Origin of the sequence: Pantoea sp. ACRSB, assembly GCF_022346905.1 — a bacterium.
GTDB classification, from domain to species: Bacteria; Pseudomonadota; Gammaproteobacteria; order Enterobacterales; family Enterobacteriaceae; genus Pantoea; species Pantoea piersonii.
Map to the genome: position 1 here is coordinate 634684 of NZ_JAKRNL010000002.1, position 15077 is coordinate 649760.

Consider the following 15077-nt stretch of genomic DNA (forward strand, 5'->3'; position numbering starts at 1 on the left):
ACTTATTAGAGTTTTTGTTGAGGCTACATAAGATCAGTGACATCATATGCCGAAGAATGAACGGACTTCATAATAAACTTATTTTATTAGGATATTCATATAAAATGAAATTCAGAAACCTCATGTCAACCAGAGATATATCGGCATTAATATTTATCTTGGTTGCAATATTGGCGGCATATATCCCATCCTATATTAGCACTTATGGATTCTCTGATGATTACTCGACTTACTTCGCCGCGAACCTTTCTCATACAAACTTTATAAAATGGGATGTAATGTCTGGTAGGCCTGCATATGCCGCTATGCGCTATATAGCAGGAAAATTCATAGAAACAACATCAGACTTTACTTTGTTCAGGCTGCTATCCGTGATAAGCATAGCCGCATTGGGTGGATACCTATATTTCTTCTTAAAGAAAGTTTCATTTCCTGGAGGAGTGGTGGCATGGGCGGCCACCCCTGTTCTACTTTGCAGCCTGCCTTCGATATCTCTTTTTGGTGCCTGGGCTACTTGCTTCCCGTATGTCGCTTCTATTATTTTTTGTGGAGCATCATACTCGACGCTAAATCATTGCAAAAATTTAAAACCGGTATCTGGGTTTTTAATTTCTCTCTTTCTGCTTTCTGTGGCTTTTGCCATATATCAGCCCACAGGAATGGCTTTCTCTTTCTTTATGCTGATAGACAACTGTCTTAACAACAACTCTATTGAGTATAAAAAGATCACTAAGAATGCTATCATGATGGCTTTGGGAATGGTTGCTTCACTGGCTTTCTCAAAATTTATACCGACTGCTGTATATGGTGAAACTTTCGCCAGAAGCGCTTTGGCTAATTCCATTGAGGAAAAGGCATCCTGGTTTTTTGATAAACCATTCCACGATGCCATTTCAAACTACTCTATCTTTCACTCGCCACTTTACTTTAACCTGTCACTGGCTTTATTTATCATTTCTTTGATATTTGTAGGCCTACAGAATGATGGATTTAAGAAGGCAGCGTTAGCAATAGTGATTATCATTGGGAGCTTCTCGCCAAATCTTATAATCGCTGAGAGCTGGGTATCTTACCGTTCTCTGGTAAGCCTTGAGCTCTGTATCGGAGTTGTCATGGTGTTCGGAATGGCAAGTTTCACGAACAGGTTTAACATCAGAAGTGTAGCCATGTCTGTTGCCGCTGCCTATGCAGTGTTCAGCTGCGCTAGCTTTATATATACAAATTTCGTTAGGCAGTACGACCAAGAATCAATAGTTTTAAAAGCAGCCATAAAAGATAAGATAACTAAAGATTATACTGGATATTTGATGTTCGATATATCCAACCCTGAATGGAATGTATTCTCTCCAACTAAATATGATGAGATTGGCGCGCCATCAATACAGATAGCATGGGCCATATCTGGACTTGCTGACTCTGTAAGAAAGGAAATGGGATATAACTTCAGGATCAGTAATGCAGCCACGGATGCCTCAGTTTTAAGTGCTGACGGTAAATCATGCTCCAAAGACTGCACTATTATCAAAGTTACTGATAGATTGCGGCTTATCAAAGATTGAAATTAAGAAATGGCAGGATTAACCCTGCCATTCTTATCAAGGCTTACTCGGCCAAGAGATGTTTTTACCCGAGGCGTCAACCCTGTTAAGCAATACTCTGTATTTCTTCCAACTGCTCAAACTTGCTTTTTCGTCATCCGTGGCCATTTCCATGTCAACTGCATCCTGAAGAATCGAAATATTCAGCGTGGCTTCATCTATTAGGCGCTGTTTCATGGCGCTAACAGATTCGATATTCTGCTTATCAATGATAGCCTGCTCTTCATCTGTTAAAGGTGGTCGTGAAAATGACTTTCCATCATAGAGATAGCCTGGCCCCGCAATATTGCTATCATCATATTCAACCAGCGTGGTTCCCTCTTCATGTTGATAGACACCTTCTCCATCCCATAAAAAGGTGTTGATTACCACTCCATCCTTAATTATTGCCCACGATTTCATTATGCATACTCCCAAACAATAACAAGACCCTGCGAACCATCACCGCCAGCAACAGCAGCATTCCCACCATTTACTTTAGATGGACCACCTCCGGCCCCATATCCAGAACCATTAACTCCTTTTGAGTTAAATGCAGTAATGAATCCGCCAGCACCAAATTGTGAAGAACCACCAGGGCTTTCTACTACCACAGATGCGCTGACAACAATAGAGGCTGACGCTGCCTGACCGGGAGTGCCAACAATATTTGCGCCAGTTGCGCCGGAAGAGACCACAGCCGCTACCGTTGAAAAAGGAAAACTGTTTGTAGGACCTGCCGGCTGGCCTGATGAACCTCCAGCAGCGGAAAGCAAACTGCCGAACGATGATGTCCCGCCGATTGTTGCGTAGGGTCCAGTAGTCGTCCCGCCAGCACCCTTGGAGCCAACAACAACCTGAACGCCATTAAAATTCTGGGTGAACTGACCTTTTGCATACGAGCCAGCACCACCGGCCCCACCAACTGAGATATTGCCCGTATCTGCCGCGCGAGAGCCAGCGCTTCCACCGCCACCACCAACCATTTCAACAATGACTTTCTTGGTGCCGATGGTTGCTGTATAGGTTCCTGAGGTATAAAAAACCTGAACATTCAGCAGGCGCCCAGTAGCCTGCGCTAACTGAAGAGCATGATTATCCTGTGTTGCCGGGGCAACAGGAAGTGCACCACCACTGTTGCCGCAAAGCACCCATGCCGTCAGGGAGCTATTCCATTCAACCTCAACCAGCCCATTAGAAATGATCTCTCCACCCTGCAATGCCTGATTAGCATGCGAGTAAAGAGGGTACGCAGTCCCTCCGTTTGCCGCAAAGGTGCTCGGCCCGGTATTGGCTGTTTTAGCTTTGAACGTCAAACGCATGCCGTCCACTGGCGCAGGCAGATTTGGAATAAATGACGCTGCATAAGTGTTTGCAGCTCCGGTGTCTGCAGCAAAGGTCATGCTTCCCTGTTGTATGGCAGAAAAAATACCAGTTGCTGGCAGAAAAGGTGCGTTCGGCGCTACTGCTATGTTGGCTGCAGTTACAGATGTTGCGCCCTGCGCTACGGTAATTACCCACGCAGCGGTGTATCCGGTGTCTGCTACAGGCGTTGCTTGGGTTCCGGTAGTTGCGGCAACACCCGCTTTAAGCGCCACGGTACAAACGCCAGAGCGTACCGTATTTTGTGCAGTGCCAGCATTGTTGGGGCCGCTGTATGCTACAGATGGATTAGCTGCATTGTAATAAGGCAGTACAGTCGCACCTGAGTCGACATCGTTGTAGGCCACCTGAATCAGGTAGTTGATACTCTGCCCTGCGGTTGTCGGCGCCGTCAGGGTGAACGCTGTTGAATTGAGGATTACCCCCTGTTTAAGAATGGTATTGGTCGTATCCGCAGCAAGCGAGGAATAAGCGGTACCGTCAACGTTCTGCAGGCTGTAAATCTGCCCTTTGGCGACGTTAATTATCATCGATGCCGGTGATGACGGAGTGCAAGCCAGACCATGCAGATAAGTATTCGAGCCCATCATGGCAGCGGCAAGTTTTGCCAGCCCCATCATGGCGTATTTGTTGGTATTGAGCAGGTCGGTTTCGAGCGGAATGGCGCCCGGATATACAATCTGACGATCCATAGTTTGTCCCATAAAAAAGGCCGCCAGATGGGCAGCCATATTGATATTGTTTGCTGTGTTAATACGCTACTGCAGTTTTACCCACACAATAGTGCCTTCCATTTTCACTGCCGCGACGGCTTCGTAGACCTGTGCATCCGTGACTGTTCCGGTAACCATATCCTGTGAAACGTACTGCCCTCGCGACGGGCTGCTGTAGCCCGCCGGGGTTGTCTGGTAACCCGCAACATAAGGTATTCCTGTGCCTTTTGGACGGTAGGCGATGACAAAAGCCTGGTAAGGGATCATCACTGACCCGTAGCCTCCCGCCACGCCATAGCCGATCATCGGCCCGCCATATGAACCAGTATCTAGCGGCCGCTGCGGCTCAAACACGCTCGGCGTGTTGCCTGTCAGCTCTTCCAGTATGTCGATGATGGCCTGCCGGGTACCGCGCTCCCGAAACAGGTTTATCTTCATCTGATTACGGAAGAGGTCGTCACTCATTCCGGAGGGTCGGAGCAGGCTGGTACCAAAGAAGTCATAGGCGGCAATATCCAGCCAGCCGCCCGTTGCGGTTGATATGCGAGTCTGCGTTTTAGCGTAGAGGTAGAGGGAGTAGCACCATGCCAGCGCATTCGCGCAGGCTGTCAGTGCGCCGTCAAGTAAAGGGCTGTCGTCGCCAAACCACGTCGGCGGCAGTAAACCCTTCAGGCGCGTATAAATATCGTTCTGATCGCCCATTGCCATATCAGCTCACCGAAATCGTGCCAGCGCGGATGACCTGTTTGGCCGAGGCAGCAAGGTCAGCGGTACCAGAGTTAAGCGTAAGGGCCGTAACGTTAGTGACCAGCGGGCTGGCCCCGTAGGCCACTTTCACCAGTTGGGTATAAGCCAGCAACTGGCCAAGTGACAGACTGGCGATGTATTTATGAATGGCGGCCTGCACGAGCGACACGATATCGGAGTGATTACCGGATGCGTCCGTTGTGATGACCAGGGCTACATTTGCCGTCACGATGGAAGGCGGGAACACCCCAAACGACACCGTAAATCCGCGAACCGCATCAATAGCGGCATAGGCCTGACCGAGAAAGGTAGATGAAGGCGTTCCGCTGCCGTCGTCCACCACTGCGTAAAAATACCCAGGCTGTGCGGTCCCGTTGTAGGCATAATTTTCGGTCAGCGTATAGGTGACGCCGCTTTGCATGCTACTCAGAGCGTAGCCAATAGCCGCCTTCGTTGCCTTCGACAGGGACGCAATCCACAGCACGAAGCGTGCCCGGAAAGCATCGTCAGACTCGGCATCCTCGCCGCTGGCAAACGTGGTGCTGTTGGTTACGGTATCGACGTACTGAATGCTTCCAGAAATGACCGTGACTGTACCGGCCTGCGCATTCCCTGCCGCCCCAGCGATATTTGCTTGCGCCGGAACGGTAAGTGAGCTCACTCCCGCACCGATGACGTAGCCAGCCTGAGTCGCATCGTAGGCCGAGCTGGTCGTGTCGCCGATGACCGCATAGGTTTGCGTGCCGTCTGTAGTGGTCACCACCGAACCTACCGGGATCAGCGCCTGGTTGGTTGCCGTAAAGCGGCTGAAGGTCACCTGTCCCGTGGCCTGCACCGCTGAGAGACGGGGAAAGCTGAAATCTGCCATCCAGCTGTCAAGATCATCCCCGGAACAGGTCGCCGCGCGGGTGGTGACCAGAAGATTCACTATAAGCTGCTGTATCCACATTGCCACGCCAGCGTTTGACTCTGCCAGTGAGCGCAAGATACTACCGATTGCCAGATCAACAAGCCCGGCAGCTTTTGCCTGCATTGCTGTGACCTGGTCACTGACCAACGTAGCGAATGTTTTAATATTGAGTGATGCCACTGAGTTACCTCGTTACGTCAAAGCTGAGTGTTTCCGGCGTACCGGTAGAAGCGTCGGTGTATGCTACCGCCACGCTGACGCCGCCCTCTATAAGTGACAGCGCTACTGTCGGCGGCGGGCTGGCCGCCACCGCGTCCTCAAGCAGCATTTGCCCACTGATAAGCGTTTTCCATTCGTTCAGGTTGACGTTCTGGCCGACTTTCTGGCCCAGCCCGGCCCCGTAATCGGGGTGAAAGACGTATTCGCCCGGATTGGTCATAAGCCGACGAAGTATCCGCTGCCTGCCGCGCTCCGTCCCGGAAACCGGGCGGAGGTCGCCCGCAGGCGAGGTGCTCAGGTCACCGCCTACATAGTGATGAATGTCGTACATAGGTTGTCCGCTAAGAAGAGGTCAGTTGCTGGTTAGGCTGGCTGGTCGTACCGCCGCCGGTGCCGTTTTCGGGGTGGTTATGGCCGTTGTAGGTAACGCGGATTTGCTGAACTGTTCCGTAGCTGCCGTTGTTATCACTGATTTGCTTCACCACGACGAGGTTATTGTCCATCAGCACGTCACCGCCGGTAAAATGATGCGCTGGCGCGTCATAGGTAAGCTTCGCCTTTGCACTCAGCAGCACTTCGCCATTGTTGAGGAATTTCAGCAGTGAGCCGCTATTATGAATCAACCAAAACTCGCCTGACGGCGGCCCTGGGCAGCGGTCTTCGTCATTATAAAACTGCCCCGCCGCCATGCCTGCACCCATCAGGCCGGAATCGAACTCTACTTCTACCACTGCGCCGACCATCGGACCGGCGGCCATGCCCCAGCCATTTCCCGCCCAGGGCGTGCTGAGCGGTATCCAGCCAGTTTCCTCGCCGGTTGGCTGCAACTGCACTTTCACGGCATACGTGTTCGGATCGTATGCAGTAATAACACCTTGCCGCGTACCGCTTTCGCCAGCGGTTGCCTGCCGCGACGTTGCCGCCATCGCATTCAGTAATGCTTTCACTCACTCACCTCCAGCGCAGGACTGTGGTTCTTCCCTGATATGCTCATCGTGTAGCCGTTATCCCAGCTAAGCGTGCGCCTGACGCTGTCACAGTAGTAAAGCTGGTCAAAGGGGCTTTGCGTGCCTTCAATGCGCACTAGCGTCTGCGGCGTCAGCAGATTGTCGCCAGCAGTAGAGCCGCTGAATTTCATTTCGTGCTGCACCACCTGGCGGTAAATGGTCTGCGCCAGCGCTGTCGCCGATTCTGGCGTCAGACCGTTGCGGATAACGCGGTACACCTGCGTTTTTGCCGTGGCGTTACCCGGTGTCGTGCCTTTGGCGTTCTTCGGATAAGAAGCGACAAACTGTTTATTTTTGCGTTTCGCGTTCCAACTCAGAACCTCTACCGTCACCCCCTTGGAAATCGTCAGCGCGCGCGAGAAAGATAAATCGTCAGAGGCGTTGCATTGCGGGTACGCCAGCGAGCCGGGAGGCTGCCAGCGGATAACGTAATTATCAGCGTCACCAGGCTGAGTTACCGGTTCGAAATGCAGCGAGTCGCCATCAACGTACACAGAATAGTTTTCGATACCAGCAAGCGTGGTGATTAAGTCCCATTCGGTCTGTTCGCCGGTGAGGTGTGCAGAGTCAATCTGGTAAAACTCGCCGAAGCGCTGCGTGGTTGTCGTGACAACCGGCGTCAGGCCGTGCCGTTGCGCCAGCATCGTCGCAATCTGCGAACTGGTATAATTCTTGAAGCTCTCACCAGCCGATTTGGCGTCAATCAGCAGAGCTGTAAAGTCGCGCCCGTCCGCCGTTATCTCGAAGCGAGCCGGGTCGTAATGCCAGTTATCGATATTGCCGGTGATAAGCCTTTTTTCGTTGGCCCCAGATTTCGTGATTATTGAAGCGGACAGTTCCACGCGGATTGTGGTCTGCGCCGCCCACCAGTTCAGCATCTGCATAGTGGCTGGCAGAGAGGAAGTAGCCAGCACCAGGTCAAACGTAGACGCGCCACGAAACGAGTTGCTTTCCACGCTGAACGAAACAAATGGCACCTCAGTACCGTTCAAAAGACAACGCCCGCTGATATGGCGGGCGCTGGATTCGATTATCGCGTTGTTAACGTCCATGGCTAACTCGTAGGGTTTGATGGAATGGTCAGTGTATTGATACCGCTCAGCTGTGGATCGGACAGACCATTTACGGAAGCGATGCTGCTCCACAGCGAGGCGTCACCGTACTGATCTGAGGCAACCTGGTAAAGATTTCCGCCGGAAAGCGTTACCGTTCGCACGCCGTCCGCCGTCTGACCGGAGCTGACGTTTTTATTCAGGCGCCCCAGCACGTTCTGCAAGCTGTAAAGCGCCGGGATGCGTGTGCTCTGATCTGCCTGGATCAGCAGATTACTGACGGTTTTGGATATAGGGTTGCCCGGCACCAGCCCGCCTAGCGTGGTGATGTCATTTGCTGCCGACTCCAACTGGGTAATTTGCTGCTGCACCAGTGTCTGCGCGGCGATAATTGGCCGAACCACCGATTGCACCTGTTCTACCGTAGCGTGAGCAAAGTCAGTTACCTGTGTAACCGCGCTCTGCACGGTGGTTACAGCACTTGTAACGGAGGAAACGTTGATGGTATCCGACAAGCCAAGCGCCTGCCCTACATCGCTGTTTAAAAGCCCCTGTAGCGCGCCAGTGAGTGCATCAACTTTTAGCGGAGAGGCATTGTTAGCAACAATCGCCACTTCGATGCTGTACGGCCTGCGGTAAATGAATTCATAAACAGGCACAAAGCTGGTGATCACCACCTTAAAGCTGTACTCGTCGAGCGTAAGTGTCAGTGTCTCGCCAGCGTCGCGCATCTGCTCCAGCGCCTTAACACGATCACCAGACTGCGAGCCAGTGATGACGCCAGACCACGTCAGCGGGTCATATTCGACGCCCAGCACATCAATAACGCGTTTTCCGCCGACCATCTGGTGCAGCACCGTTTTTTGACGGCCGGGGATGGCGATACGCTCAGGAACTTCAAAGTCGAGAAACTCGAAGTCACCGAGCCTGAGGCGCGTTGCAGTCGGATCTAAACCCTGCGCGAAGTTATTCAGGGCGCTGATAAACGACATGGATACTCCGTTATTGTTGGGTTGAGAGTTTGCTTACCTGTCCTGGGTAGGTCATCAGCATTGATGAATCGAATGCGCTGGTCGATGATGGCGCTTTATTTGCCTGCTTACCCATGCCATTCACTACCGTTGCTACAAGGACCTGTCGGCCTTCATGCGTCATCATTAAATTCACAGGCTGGCTGGAGCTATTATTCTGGACTGGCGGGATAGATGGATACTTACCGGTTTTACGGTAGGTCTGTTCACGCGCACGCTGATTGTCGAAGTCAGCCTGGCTCGGAGACCACGGCTTGTAAGCAACACCATGATCTGCTGAGTTCATCTCTCCCCAGCGAGCCTTTTCAGCATTTTCCTGACTCTGCGAGGCAGTGCTTGTTGGATAGAGCGCTGCAGCAATCACTGCGCCGATCAAAGCTGGCAGCCCGCCTAGCGCTCCTGCTAAGCCAGTCAGTCCTGTGGTTGCGCTACGACCAATCAACAAGTCGATACCCCATCCCGCAAGCTTGAGCGGAGAATACAGCGCACCAGCAGCGTGCTTGATAATCCAAAAGCCTCCGCTAACCGCCGCAAGTCCAGTAACAGCAAGTGCAGCCTGCCCAACGAACTTCGCCAGTTCCGGGTTTTTATGAGCTATTTCAGTCATGCGTTGCATGGTAGTGGTCAGGCTATCCAGCCCTTTAGTGAAGGTATCCAGCAGCCCACCGTCTTTACCCATAACCAACTGCAGGTTTTCCCATTTTTTCTGGAAGTCTACTACCTTACCGTTATATGTACTGCCAACCGCGCCGTATGCATTGTTAAGATCGCGCGCCATTCCATATGACTCTACGGAATGGTGAATTGTCGTTAACTGCTTGTCGATGAGGTTGAACATCTTGCCGCCGGTGCGACCAAATATCAGGGCGTTCTCGCGCTGGATCTGGTCTTCCGTGTAATTGTTTTTGCGGTAAATGGGGAGAATCATTTTCTCATAGTATTCAACCGGTGACTGGCTGAACAGCTGCGAGTTAATGAGAGGATTCCCAAGGAAGCGCTTCACGCCACCCATATTGTTTAGTTCGATCTTGCGGGCATCCCATACCCCCATCTTCATAAGGTCGTGAGTTACTTGGTTCGGCAACTTAACAATACCGTTAAGACGATTGTATGAGGTCATCAGCGCATCCCCTGCTGAGCTACCCTTCAACTCACCGATAATTGGCTCAAGTTCAGCAAACAGCGCCTTGTTGCTCAGATTGAAAGCTGACGTACCCGCTTTTGCCATAAACTGACGATACTGAGTGAAGTCGACGTTGCCACCTGACGACTGTATCGCCTTGAACCCAGCATCCATCAATTCATTAAAACGCTGAGGGCTTTTCAGACCGCCAGCTGTCTCAACAAAGCGGAGCATATCCATCTGCTTAGCAGTAGTCATCTCTTTGGCGTGCTCATCAAGGCCTTGAGACGCGAAGTTGATACGCGCCAGAACCGGCGCAGCCATTTTGGCTGCACGCAATTGTTCATCAAGGGTTGAAGCACCTGATTCGCGGAATACACCCTGCGCTTCAGTGAAATACTTCAGCATGTCAGTGGTCGAGGTGCCGAGAATTTTGGTGGTTTGAGCGAAGCTCTCCGCATCTTTCCGGGCAGCCTCACCCATGCCGTACTGATTAAACTTCTCGGTCATAGTTTGGTATTTGGCAGCCTCATCAACAAAGCCATCCAGCATCTTGAACCCGAAGTAGCCAGTTGCAAGATTAGTCATGCCGTCAGAATGTGAGCCACGCCTGCCACCATCACTGCCGCTGCGCCCACCACTTGCACCGTCATTGCCGCCTCCTGAGCTGCCGCCGCCCCACCCACCTGGAGGCACCCCGTCGTTCCAGCCATTCCAGCTTTTCCCTGACCCTGAGGGTGATGGCAAAGCCAGCATTCCGCCTGTGCTACCGTAACCCGCTCCTCCTCCGCCTCTTGAGGTTGCAGCTCCGGCCGCCAAAGCAGGGAGCGCGATTGCTGCTCCGTAGCCACCGGCTAGCGCTGGTAGGTTTCTGGTTGCGTTACTTGCACGAACCGCATGGTCAGCAGCAGAACGCATTGCGTTGACATACTCGCCTGCTCCGCGCACCGCTCCAGAAAACTGATTGCTTAATGAGTTGTTCAAGGACCGAATTGCTGCACTGGCTTCTTTGGCTGCACTGGTGACCGCTTTTATGTTCTTTGCCATCTCAACGAACTTTTTGTTTAGTTCGATAGCATCGCGGCTAACCTGCATCATATTTCGCGTAATCTGGTCATCAAGCGCGAGGCGCACGGCTACGCGGTAAGCCTGAACGTCCATAGAAACCTCGTTTTGCAGATATAAAAAAACCCAGCCGGAGCTGGGTTAGATGATTCTTAGCATTCTACTTGTCTGGAGCGCACTCACCGAAAACATACCCCTCTTTTTCATTTCGAAGGACATATGAATTTTTTAGTTTTACAAAGAGTAGGTTGTTACGTTTAGCGGCCAATACCGTCTCGCCGTCTTCTGCTTTTACTGGTTGCAGTTCTGGGCTGGTAATTTTGTTTTTGCCATCTGTTGAGAACGTGAATGTTTTGCCCATATCTAATACAGCAGCATCACGGCTGATTATCTCAACCTTTGGATCTGCATCCACGCTATCAATGTTATGTGTGAGGCTACATTTAAACATCTGCGCTGCTGAGGCTGTGATAGAGAAAGCCAACAAACCGATTGCTAATAAACTTTTCATGGAGATCCTTTCTGTTTAGCTGATGAAGGAAATCCTAGCGGGAGCACGCTGCAAATGAAAGCAAGAAAAAACCCACCTAGTGGTGGGTTAGATTTAAGCAGGCATCTCTTTTCCAATTTCGTAAATGACATTCCCTAGAACCCCACATAATGCATTGTAACCAGTGGTTTTTATAAAACTGCTATGTGAGTTAGTTTTGGTTTCTTTCATAGAGAACTCCTTATTTTCCAGACGTTTAGTTTTTTTCGATTTGATGAAGCTTTTTATCAATTTGTAGGCAGCAAATCCTGCCAAAACTGTTAACGTGGGATCTAAGGAAGCCATTACGTGGAGACTCGAACTCGCAGAGATGCATAATTCGGTTGCTCTTTCGTAAAGCAGAAAAAAGAGATTATACGTTTCTTTTAAGCTGTCAACTGGAACAGCCTACACGGCCATTAAAATGCTTTAAAGCCTCGTGAAATTGCCAGACCAATCGACTCCATCAAAGGATCAATCTTGCGTACATATGCCGGTCCGATGAAGGGCCTCGGCGGGATACGGTCGGTACCAACTTCCAGCCATAAACCGATCTCGCTTTTAGTCCCAACAATGGCTGCCAAGCCTGTCACTTCACTCTCAATAGATTCACGAAGGCCACCAGAGCGTAGTAGCGGCTCGTCCTCGGCATAACCTGCGCGGGCCCGATCAGCCTTTGTGGATTCAGTTAGAGGCGACCAGGCCTCAAAAGGGCCAACGGCTGGCTGGTAAACACCCAGCTCTTCTTTTGCCGTTTCTTCTATCTCTTTGACGATTACATGGAAACCCAGCTCCACCTCGGTGGCAATTTTGGCGGAGGCTAGCGATATCTCCCTTGCAAACATATCAAGATCCATCATTTCACCTCCTCCCAGGTCCCGGTATTCCAGTTATAACGCCCGCCCTCGAACTCACGAAGCACGACACCCATAGCGATGCGCTCATGGGTCATCAGCTCGTTTAGCCCCGGAAAAATCACGCTGAAAGGAACCCCGGATTTCATCAGCCAGCACTGGTTAATAAATTCGGGGTTCTGCGCTAGTTTTTTGCTGCGGCTTCCGTGACATCATCCTCTTCTTGCTGTGACTGCTCGCGCAGCCAGGAGGATACGGCCTTAAGCCCTGACTTGCCGAGAATAGCGAGCATGGTTTCAACCTGTTTCGCATTCTGGGGGACAGGATATTCGTCACCATCAATTTCCGCCACGGCTGCAACCGGGAATGCATACAGATTCATATACATCACGTTCATTGCCATTTCCGGGCCGACTGCCACGGTAAGGCGTGACTCTTGCACCGGATCGAGTTCCCGCATGGTGATCAGGCGGCCTTTGGCATCCTTAACCTGGTTGGTCTGAACATTGGTTTCCGCCGCTGCCGACTGTTTGTTTTCGTGCACTGTTACCTGAGCCATTTATTTCCCTTAATTTACTTTTTTGCGACGATTAGCGGTAAAGGACAGCGTCTGGTTGACGGTCTTCTCGCCTTGCTTGTTACCGGCGTCGGTAAGGTGGAACGATACGCCTTCATAGCGGTAGACGCTTACGGTGCCGTCCGATTCGGTAATGCTCTCAGTGATGGTCCCGCGCTGCTGGTCGATGCCGTTAAAATAGTTGTCTTCCCACTGCGCCCAGAAGTCGTCCAGCGTGCCATCCATGCGCTCTGCGGTGATAGTGCCGTTCCATCCAGTCGGAATTTGCAGTTCGTCGCTGACGCCGTTCAGCGGCGTGATTTTCTGGTTGGAAACCTGCGGCTTTGCATCGAACGTCATGATTTTTGGGATGCGCAGTTTTCCGGTAGGCGTAGTGATATCGACCGCGACGTCGCGGCCTACTGTGTAGCCAAGTTGCGGCATGTTTTTTCTCCAGAGAAAGCCCCGCGCCAGCGAGGCCAGAAAGGTTAACTGGTGGCGTTATTCGACACGGAAACCGTCACGCTACCGCCGCCTTCCAGATTCACCAGGAAGTAGCGCACCACATTGAGATATTTCACCTGTACATCGGCAACCATGTAGCCCAGCGCGACCTGCGAATCAGGGTTGTTCGACGCGTCGATCTTCACCGAGAACGCCGGGCCGCCGTTCGGGTCGCCGATCATCCCCTGCAGCTCAAGGTTAGAGAGGAACGATTCGATGGTGCTTTTCGTCTCGCGCCGCAGCTCAGCGGTATGGTTCTGCCCCACCACATCACCAAAACTCGCTGCAATAGTCAGCGACAGGTAGTTGGTCATGCGCGTGTAGGTATCGTCGTTCTGGCTCTGCACCGAGCTGCTGTTGCGGCCGGAGCGCATACCAAAGTAATTGCCACCCGGACACGGGTTGGTAATGACGTCCAGGCGGGCCGAGTTGATGGCCCCGATTTCGGAAATCGAGTACGGCTGGTTGGCCAGCTGACGCTGCGTGGCGATAACGTTGCTGATGCGCTTATTCAGCGTGGAAATATGCGGTGAACGGGACGCAATATTTGCTGCCTCAAACGTGGCCGGTGCAATCATGCGGTTAATGCCGTTGACGGTGTCTTTCCAGTAAGGCCAGTCACCTACGATTGCCTTAAAGTGCCAGTCGTCAACGCCAGCATTGTTCAACAGCGTGCTCAGCGCGGAATACGTACTGCCCGCCGCGCCCTGGCTGATTGCATAGGCACCTTCAGAGGCGGCAAAAGTAGCCATTGTCGGCCATGCGCTGCTGTCGGTCAGATCAACCAGGTTAATCACCTGCGAATTGGTCCCGCGCAGCGCGTACATGCCCTTACGCGTGGTGCTGGTGCCGTCTGTTCCGAGCAGCGTTGAATCGGTGATTGTGGCAACGCCATCGGTACCGCCAGCCATAGTGTAGGTTTTAGTCACGTCAGGTTGCGCGACACTCCCACCCACGTTTGCCACGGCCAGCTGGCTTGCGCCACGGACGCTGGTTTGCCCGTTATTAACCGCATTGACGATGTTTTGCCACAACGTAGCGCCGGTACCAGTGATGTTGTCGAAGACTTCAGCGCTCTGGCCAGGCAGGTTAATTGTCAGTTTGTACGAATTAACTGCAGTGCCTGCGGTAATGGCAGCCTGAATGGTATTGCCGCGAGTGCCTGTGTAGATGGCAGTCAGTGTCATGCCGGTTGCGGGTGTACTGGCAATGTCTTTCAGCGCAACGCTAGCCGCCATGTCTGTGCCATCAGTGACACGTACGCAGTAAAGATTAGATGCGCCCAGCTGCAACGAGATTGAAACAGCTGTTGAGAGGTCGTATTTACGCACCTGCGGCGATCCAACATACAGCGCCTGGTCAGTATCAGAACCAATCAGAAATGCGCTGTTGACCGGCCCCCAGCTGCCAATACCGACGATGCCGAGGCCATCTGTCGCCACACCATTGATGTATCGCGTTTTCGGCGCTACAACCTGCACATACAGGTCAGGAGCCGAAAGCGCCGTTGTATTCAAACTGCCCGCTTGATAGACCGGCATGTTTTTCTCCAAATAAAAAACCCGCCAGTCAGGCGGGTAGTGGTATAGCTAAGGAAGGCTCAGGCGGCGCGTTTGATAACGTAAACAGCCTGGTCGCCGCTCAGAATTTCTTTGATCTTCGCGTTGTCTGTGATTTCCTCACCGATCTGATAATCAGCAAAGGCGATGCGGACAACGAGGATGTAGCCAGGCGATGCCGGTTTTGCAGCAGTGGTGGTCGTAGCTGCGGAGGTCTCAGCCTGTGTGCCGTCAGTGTCAGCCATGAA

Annotated in this window: 16 protein-coding genes; 1 reads left to right on the plus strand and 15 read right to left on the minus strand. The window is 52.0% G+C overall.

All coding sequences use genetic code 11. The features are described from left to right. Positions 1-122 precede the first annotated feature (122 nt). A complete protein-coding gene (locus MHZ89_RS09300; RefSeq protein ID WP_311782751.1) occupies positions 123-1559 on the plus strand; it encodes a hypothetical protein in 1437 nt (478 codons plus the stop codon). A 36-nt stretch (positions 1560-1595) separates the two neighbouring features. Here the strand turns inward: MHZ89_RS09300 and MHZ89_RS09305 are convergent, their stop codons facing one another. From MHZ89_RS09305 to MHZ89_RS09375, 15 genes are all read right to left on the minus strand, one after another. Next, positions 1596-2000 carry a tail fiber assembly protein gene (locus MHZ89_RS09305; protein ID WP_311782752.1) on the minus strand — a complete coding sequence of 135 codons (405 nt, stop codon included), beginning with the start codon at positions 1998-2000 and terminating at the stop codon, positions 1596-1598. Further along, positions 2000-3691, minus strand: coding sequence for a phage tail protein (locus MHZ89_RS09310; protein WP_311782753.1), 1692 nt, complete (start codon positions 3689-3691; stop codon positions 2000-2002). Before MHZ89_RS09310 ends, MHZ89_RS09305 begins: the two co-directional genes overlap by 1 nt. Positions 3692-3718: 27 nt before the next feature. Then, positions 3719-4381, minus strand: a complete 663-nt coding sequence (locus tag MHZ89_RS09315) for a hypothetical protein (protein ID WP_311782754.1) — start codon at positions 4379-4381, stop codon at positions 3719-3721. Between the two features lies 1 nt (position 4382). Continuing rightward, positions 4383-5510: a baseplate J/gp47 family protein gene (locus MHZ89_RS09320; RefSeq protein WP_311782755.1), complete on the minus strand. Its 1128-nt coding sequence runs from the start codon at positions 5508-5510 to the stop codon at positions 4383-4385. 4 nt (positions 5511-5514) lie between these two features. Further along, positions 5515-5880 (minus strand): phage tail protein, encoded by a 366-nt coding sequence (locus tag MHZ89_RS09325; protein ID WP_311782756.1) that lies wholly within the window; start codon positions 5878-5880, stop codon positions 5515-5517. 10 nt (positions 5881-5890) lie between these two features. Then, positions 5891-6496, minus strand: coding sequence for a phage baseplate assembly protein V (locus MHZ89_RS09330; protein ID WP_311782757.1), 606 nt, complete (start codon positions 6494-6496; stop codon positions 5891-5893). Next, positions 6493-7701, minus strand: a complete 1209-nt coding sequence (locus MHZ89_RS09335) for a type IV secretion protein Rhs (protein ID WP_311782758.1) — start codon at positions 7699-7701, stop codon at positions 6493-6495. Before MHZ89_RS09335 ends, MHZ89_RS09330 begins: the two co-directional genes overlap by 4 nt. After that, complete coding sequence (locus MHZ89_RS09340; protein ID WP_311782759.1) at positions 7611-8600, minus strand: hypothetical protein; 990 nt, start codon at positions 8598-8600, stop codon at positions 7611-7613. Before MHZ89_RS09340 ends, MHZ89_RS09335 begins: the two co-directional genes overlap by 91 nt. Before the next feature lie 10 nt (positions 8601-8610). Continuing rightward, the gene (locus MHZ89_RS09345) at positions 8611-10923 is read right to left on the minus strand and encodes a hypothetical protein (protein ID WP_311782760.1); all 2313 of its coding nucleotides are present in this window, start codon (positions 10921-10923) and stop codon (positions 8611-8613) included. 64 nt (positions 10924-10987) lie between these two features. Beyond that, positions 10988-11338, minus strand: coding sequence for a hypothetical protein (locus tag MHZ89_RS09350; RefSeq protein ID WP_311782761.1), 351 nt, complete (start codon positions 11336-11338; stop codon positions 10988-10990). Positions 11339-11775: 437 nt separating this feature from the next. Then, a complete protein-coding gene (locus tag MHZ89_RS09355) occupies positions 11776-12216 on the minus strand; it encodes a hypothetical protein (RefSeq protein ID WP_311782762.1) in 441 nt (146 codons plus the stop codon). 178 nt (positions 12217-12394) lie between these two features. After that, positions 12395-12769 (minus strand): hypothetical protein, encoded by a 375-nt coding sequence (locus MHZ89_RS09360; RefSeq protein ID WP_311782763.1) that lies wholly within the window; start codon positions 12767-12769, stop codon positions 12395-12397. A 9-nt stretch (positions 12770-12778) separates the two neighbouring features. Beyond that, complete coding sequence (locus MHZ89_RS09365) at positions 12779-13210, minus strand: hypothetical protein (protein ID WP_311782764.1); 432 nt, start codon at positions 13208-13210, stop codon at positions 12779-12781. 44 nt (positions 13211-13254) lie between these two features. After that, entirely contained in the window at positions 13255-14811 is a 1557-nt protein-coding gene (locus MHZ89_RS09370) for a phage tail protein (RefSeq protein WP_311782765.1), read from the minus strand. Positions 14812-14870: 59 nt separating this feature from the next. After that, positions 14871-15074, minus strand: a complete 204-nt coding sequence (locus MHZ89_RS09375) for a hypothetical protein (RefSeq protein WP_311782766.1) — start codon at positions 15072-15074, stop codon at positions 14871-14873. Between the last annotated feature and the right edge of the window lie 3 nt (positions 15075-15077).

Coding starts and splice junctions, on each gene's coding strand:
- MHZ89_RS09300 (WP_311782751.1), top strand. CDS start 123: ATGTCAACCAGAGATATATCGGCATTAATATTTATCTTGGTTGCAATA.
- MHZ89_RS09305 (WP_311782752.1), bottom strand. CDS start 2,000: ATGAAATCGTGGGCAATAATTAAGGATGGAGTGGTAATCAACACCTTT.
- MHZ89_RS09310 (WP_311782753.1), bottom strand. CDS start 3,691: ATGGCTGCCCATCTGGCGGCCTTTTTTATGGGACAAACTATGGATCGT.
- MHZ89_RS09315 (WP_311782754.1), bottom strand. CDS start 4,381: ATGGCAATGGGCGATCAGAACGATATTTATACGCGCCTGAAGGGTTTA.
- MHZ89_RS09325 (WP_311782756.1), bottom strand. CDS start 5,880: ATGTACGACATTCATCACTATGTAGGCGGTGACCTGAGCACCTCGCCT.
- MHZ89_RS09340 (WP_311782759.1), bottom strand. CDS start 8,600: ATGTCGTTTATCAGCGCCCTGAATAACTTCGCGCAGGGTTTAGATCCG.
- MHZ89_RS09345 (WP_311782760.1), bottom strand. CDS start 10,923: ATGGACGTTCAGGCTTACCGCGTAGCCGTGCGCCTCGCGCTTGATGAC.
- MHZ89_RS09350 (WP_311782761.1), bottom strand. CDS start 11,338: ATGAAAAGTTTATTAGCAATCGGTTTGTTGGCTTTCTCTATCACAGCC.
- MHZ89_RS09355 (WP_311782762.1), bottom strand. CDS start 12,216: ATGATGGATCTTGATATGTTTGCAAGGGAGATATCGCTAGCCTCCGCC.
- MHZ89_RS09360 (WP_311782763.1), bottom strand. CDS start 12,769: ATGGCTCAGGTAACAGTGCACGAAAACAAACAGTCGGCAGCGGCGGAA.
- MHZ89_RS09365 (WP_311782764.1), bottom strand. CDS start 13,210: ATGCCGCAACTTGGCTACACAGTAGGCCGCGACGTCGCGGTCGATATC.
- MHZ89_RS09370 (WP_311782765.1), bottom strand. CDS start 14,811: ATGCCGGTCTATCAAGCGGGCAGTTTGAATACAACGGCGCTTTCGGCT.
- MHZ89_RS09375 (WP_311782766.1), bottom strand. CDS start 15,074: ATGGCTGACACTGACGGCACACAGGCTGAGACCTCCGCAGCTACGACC.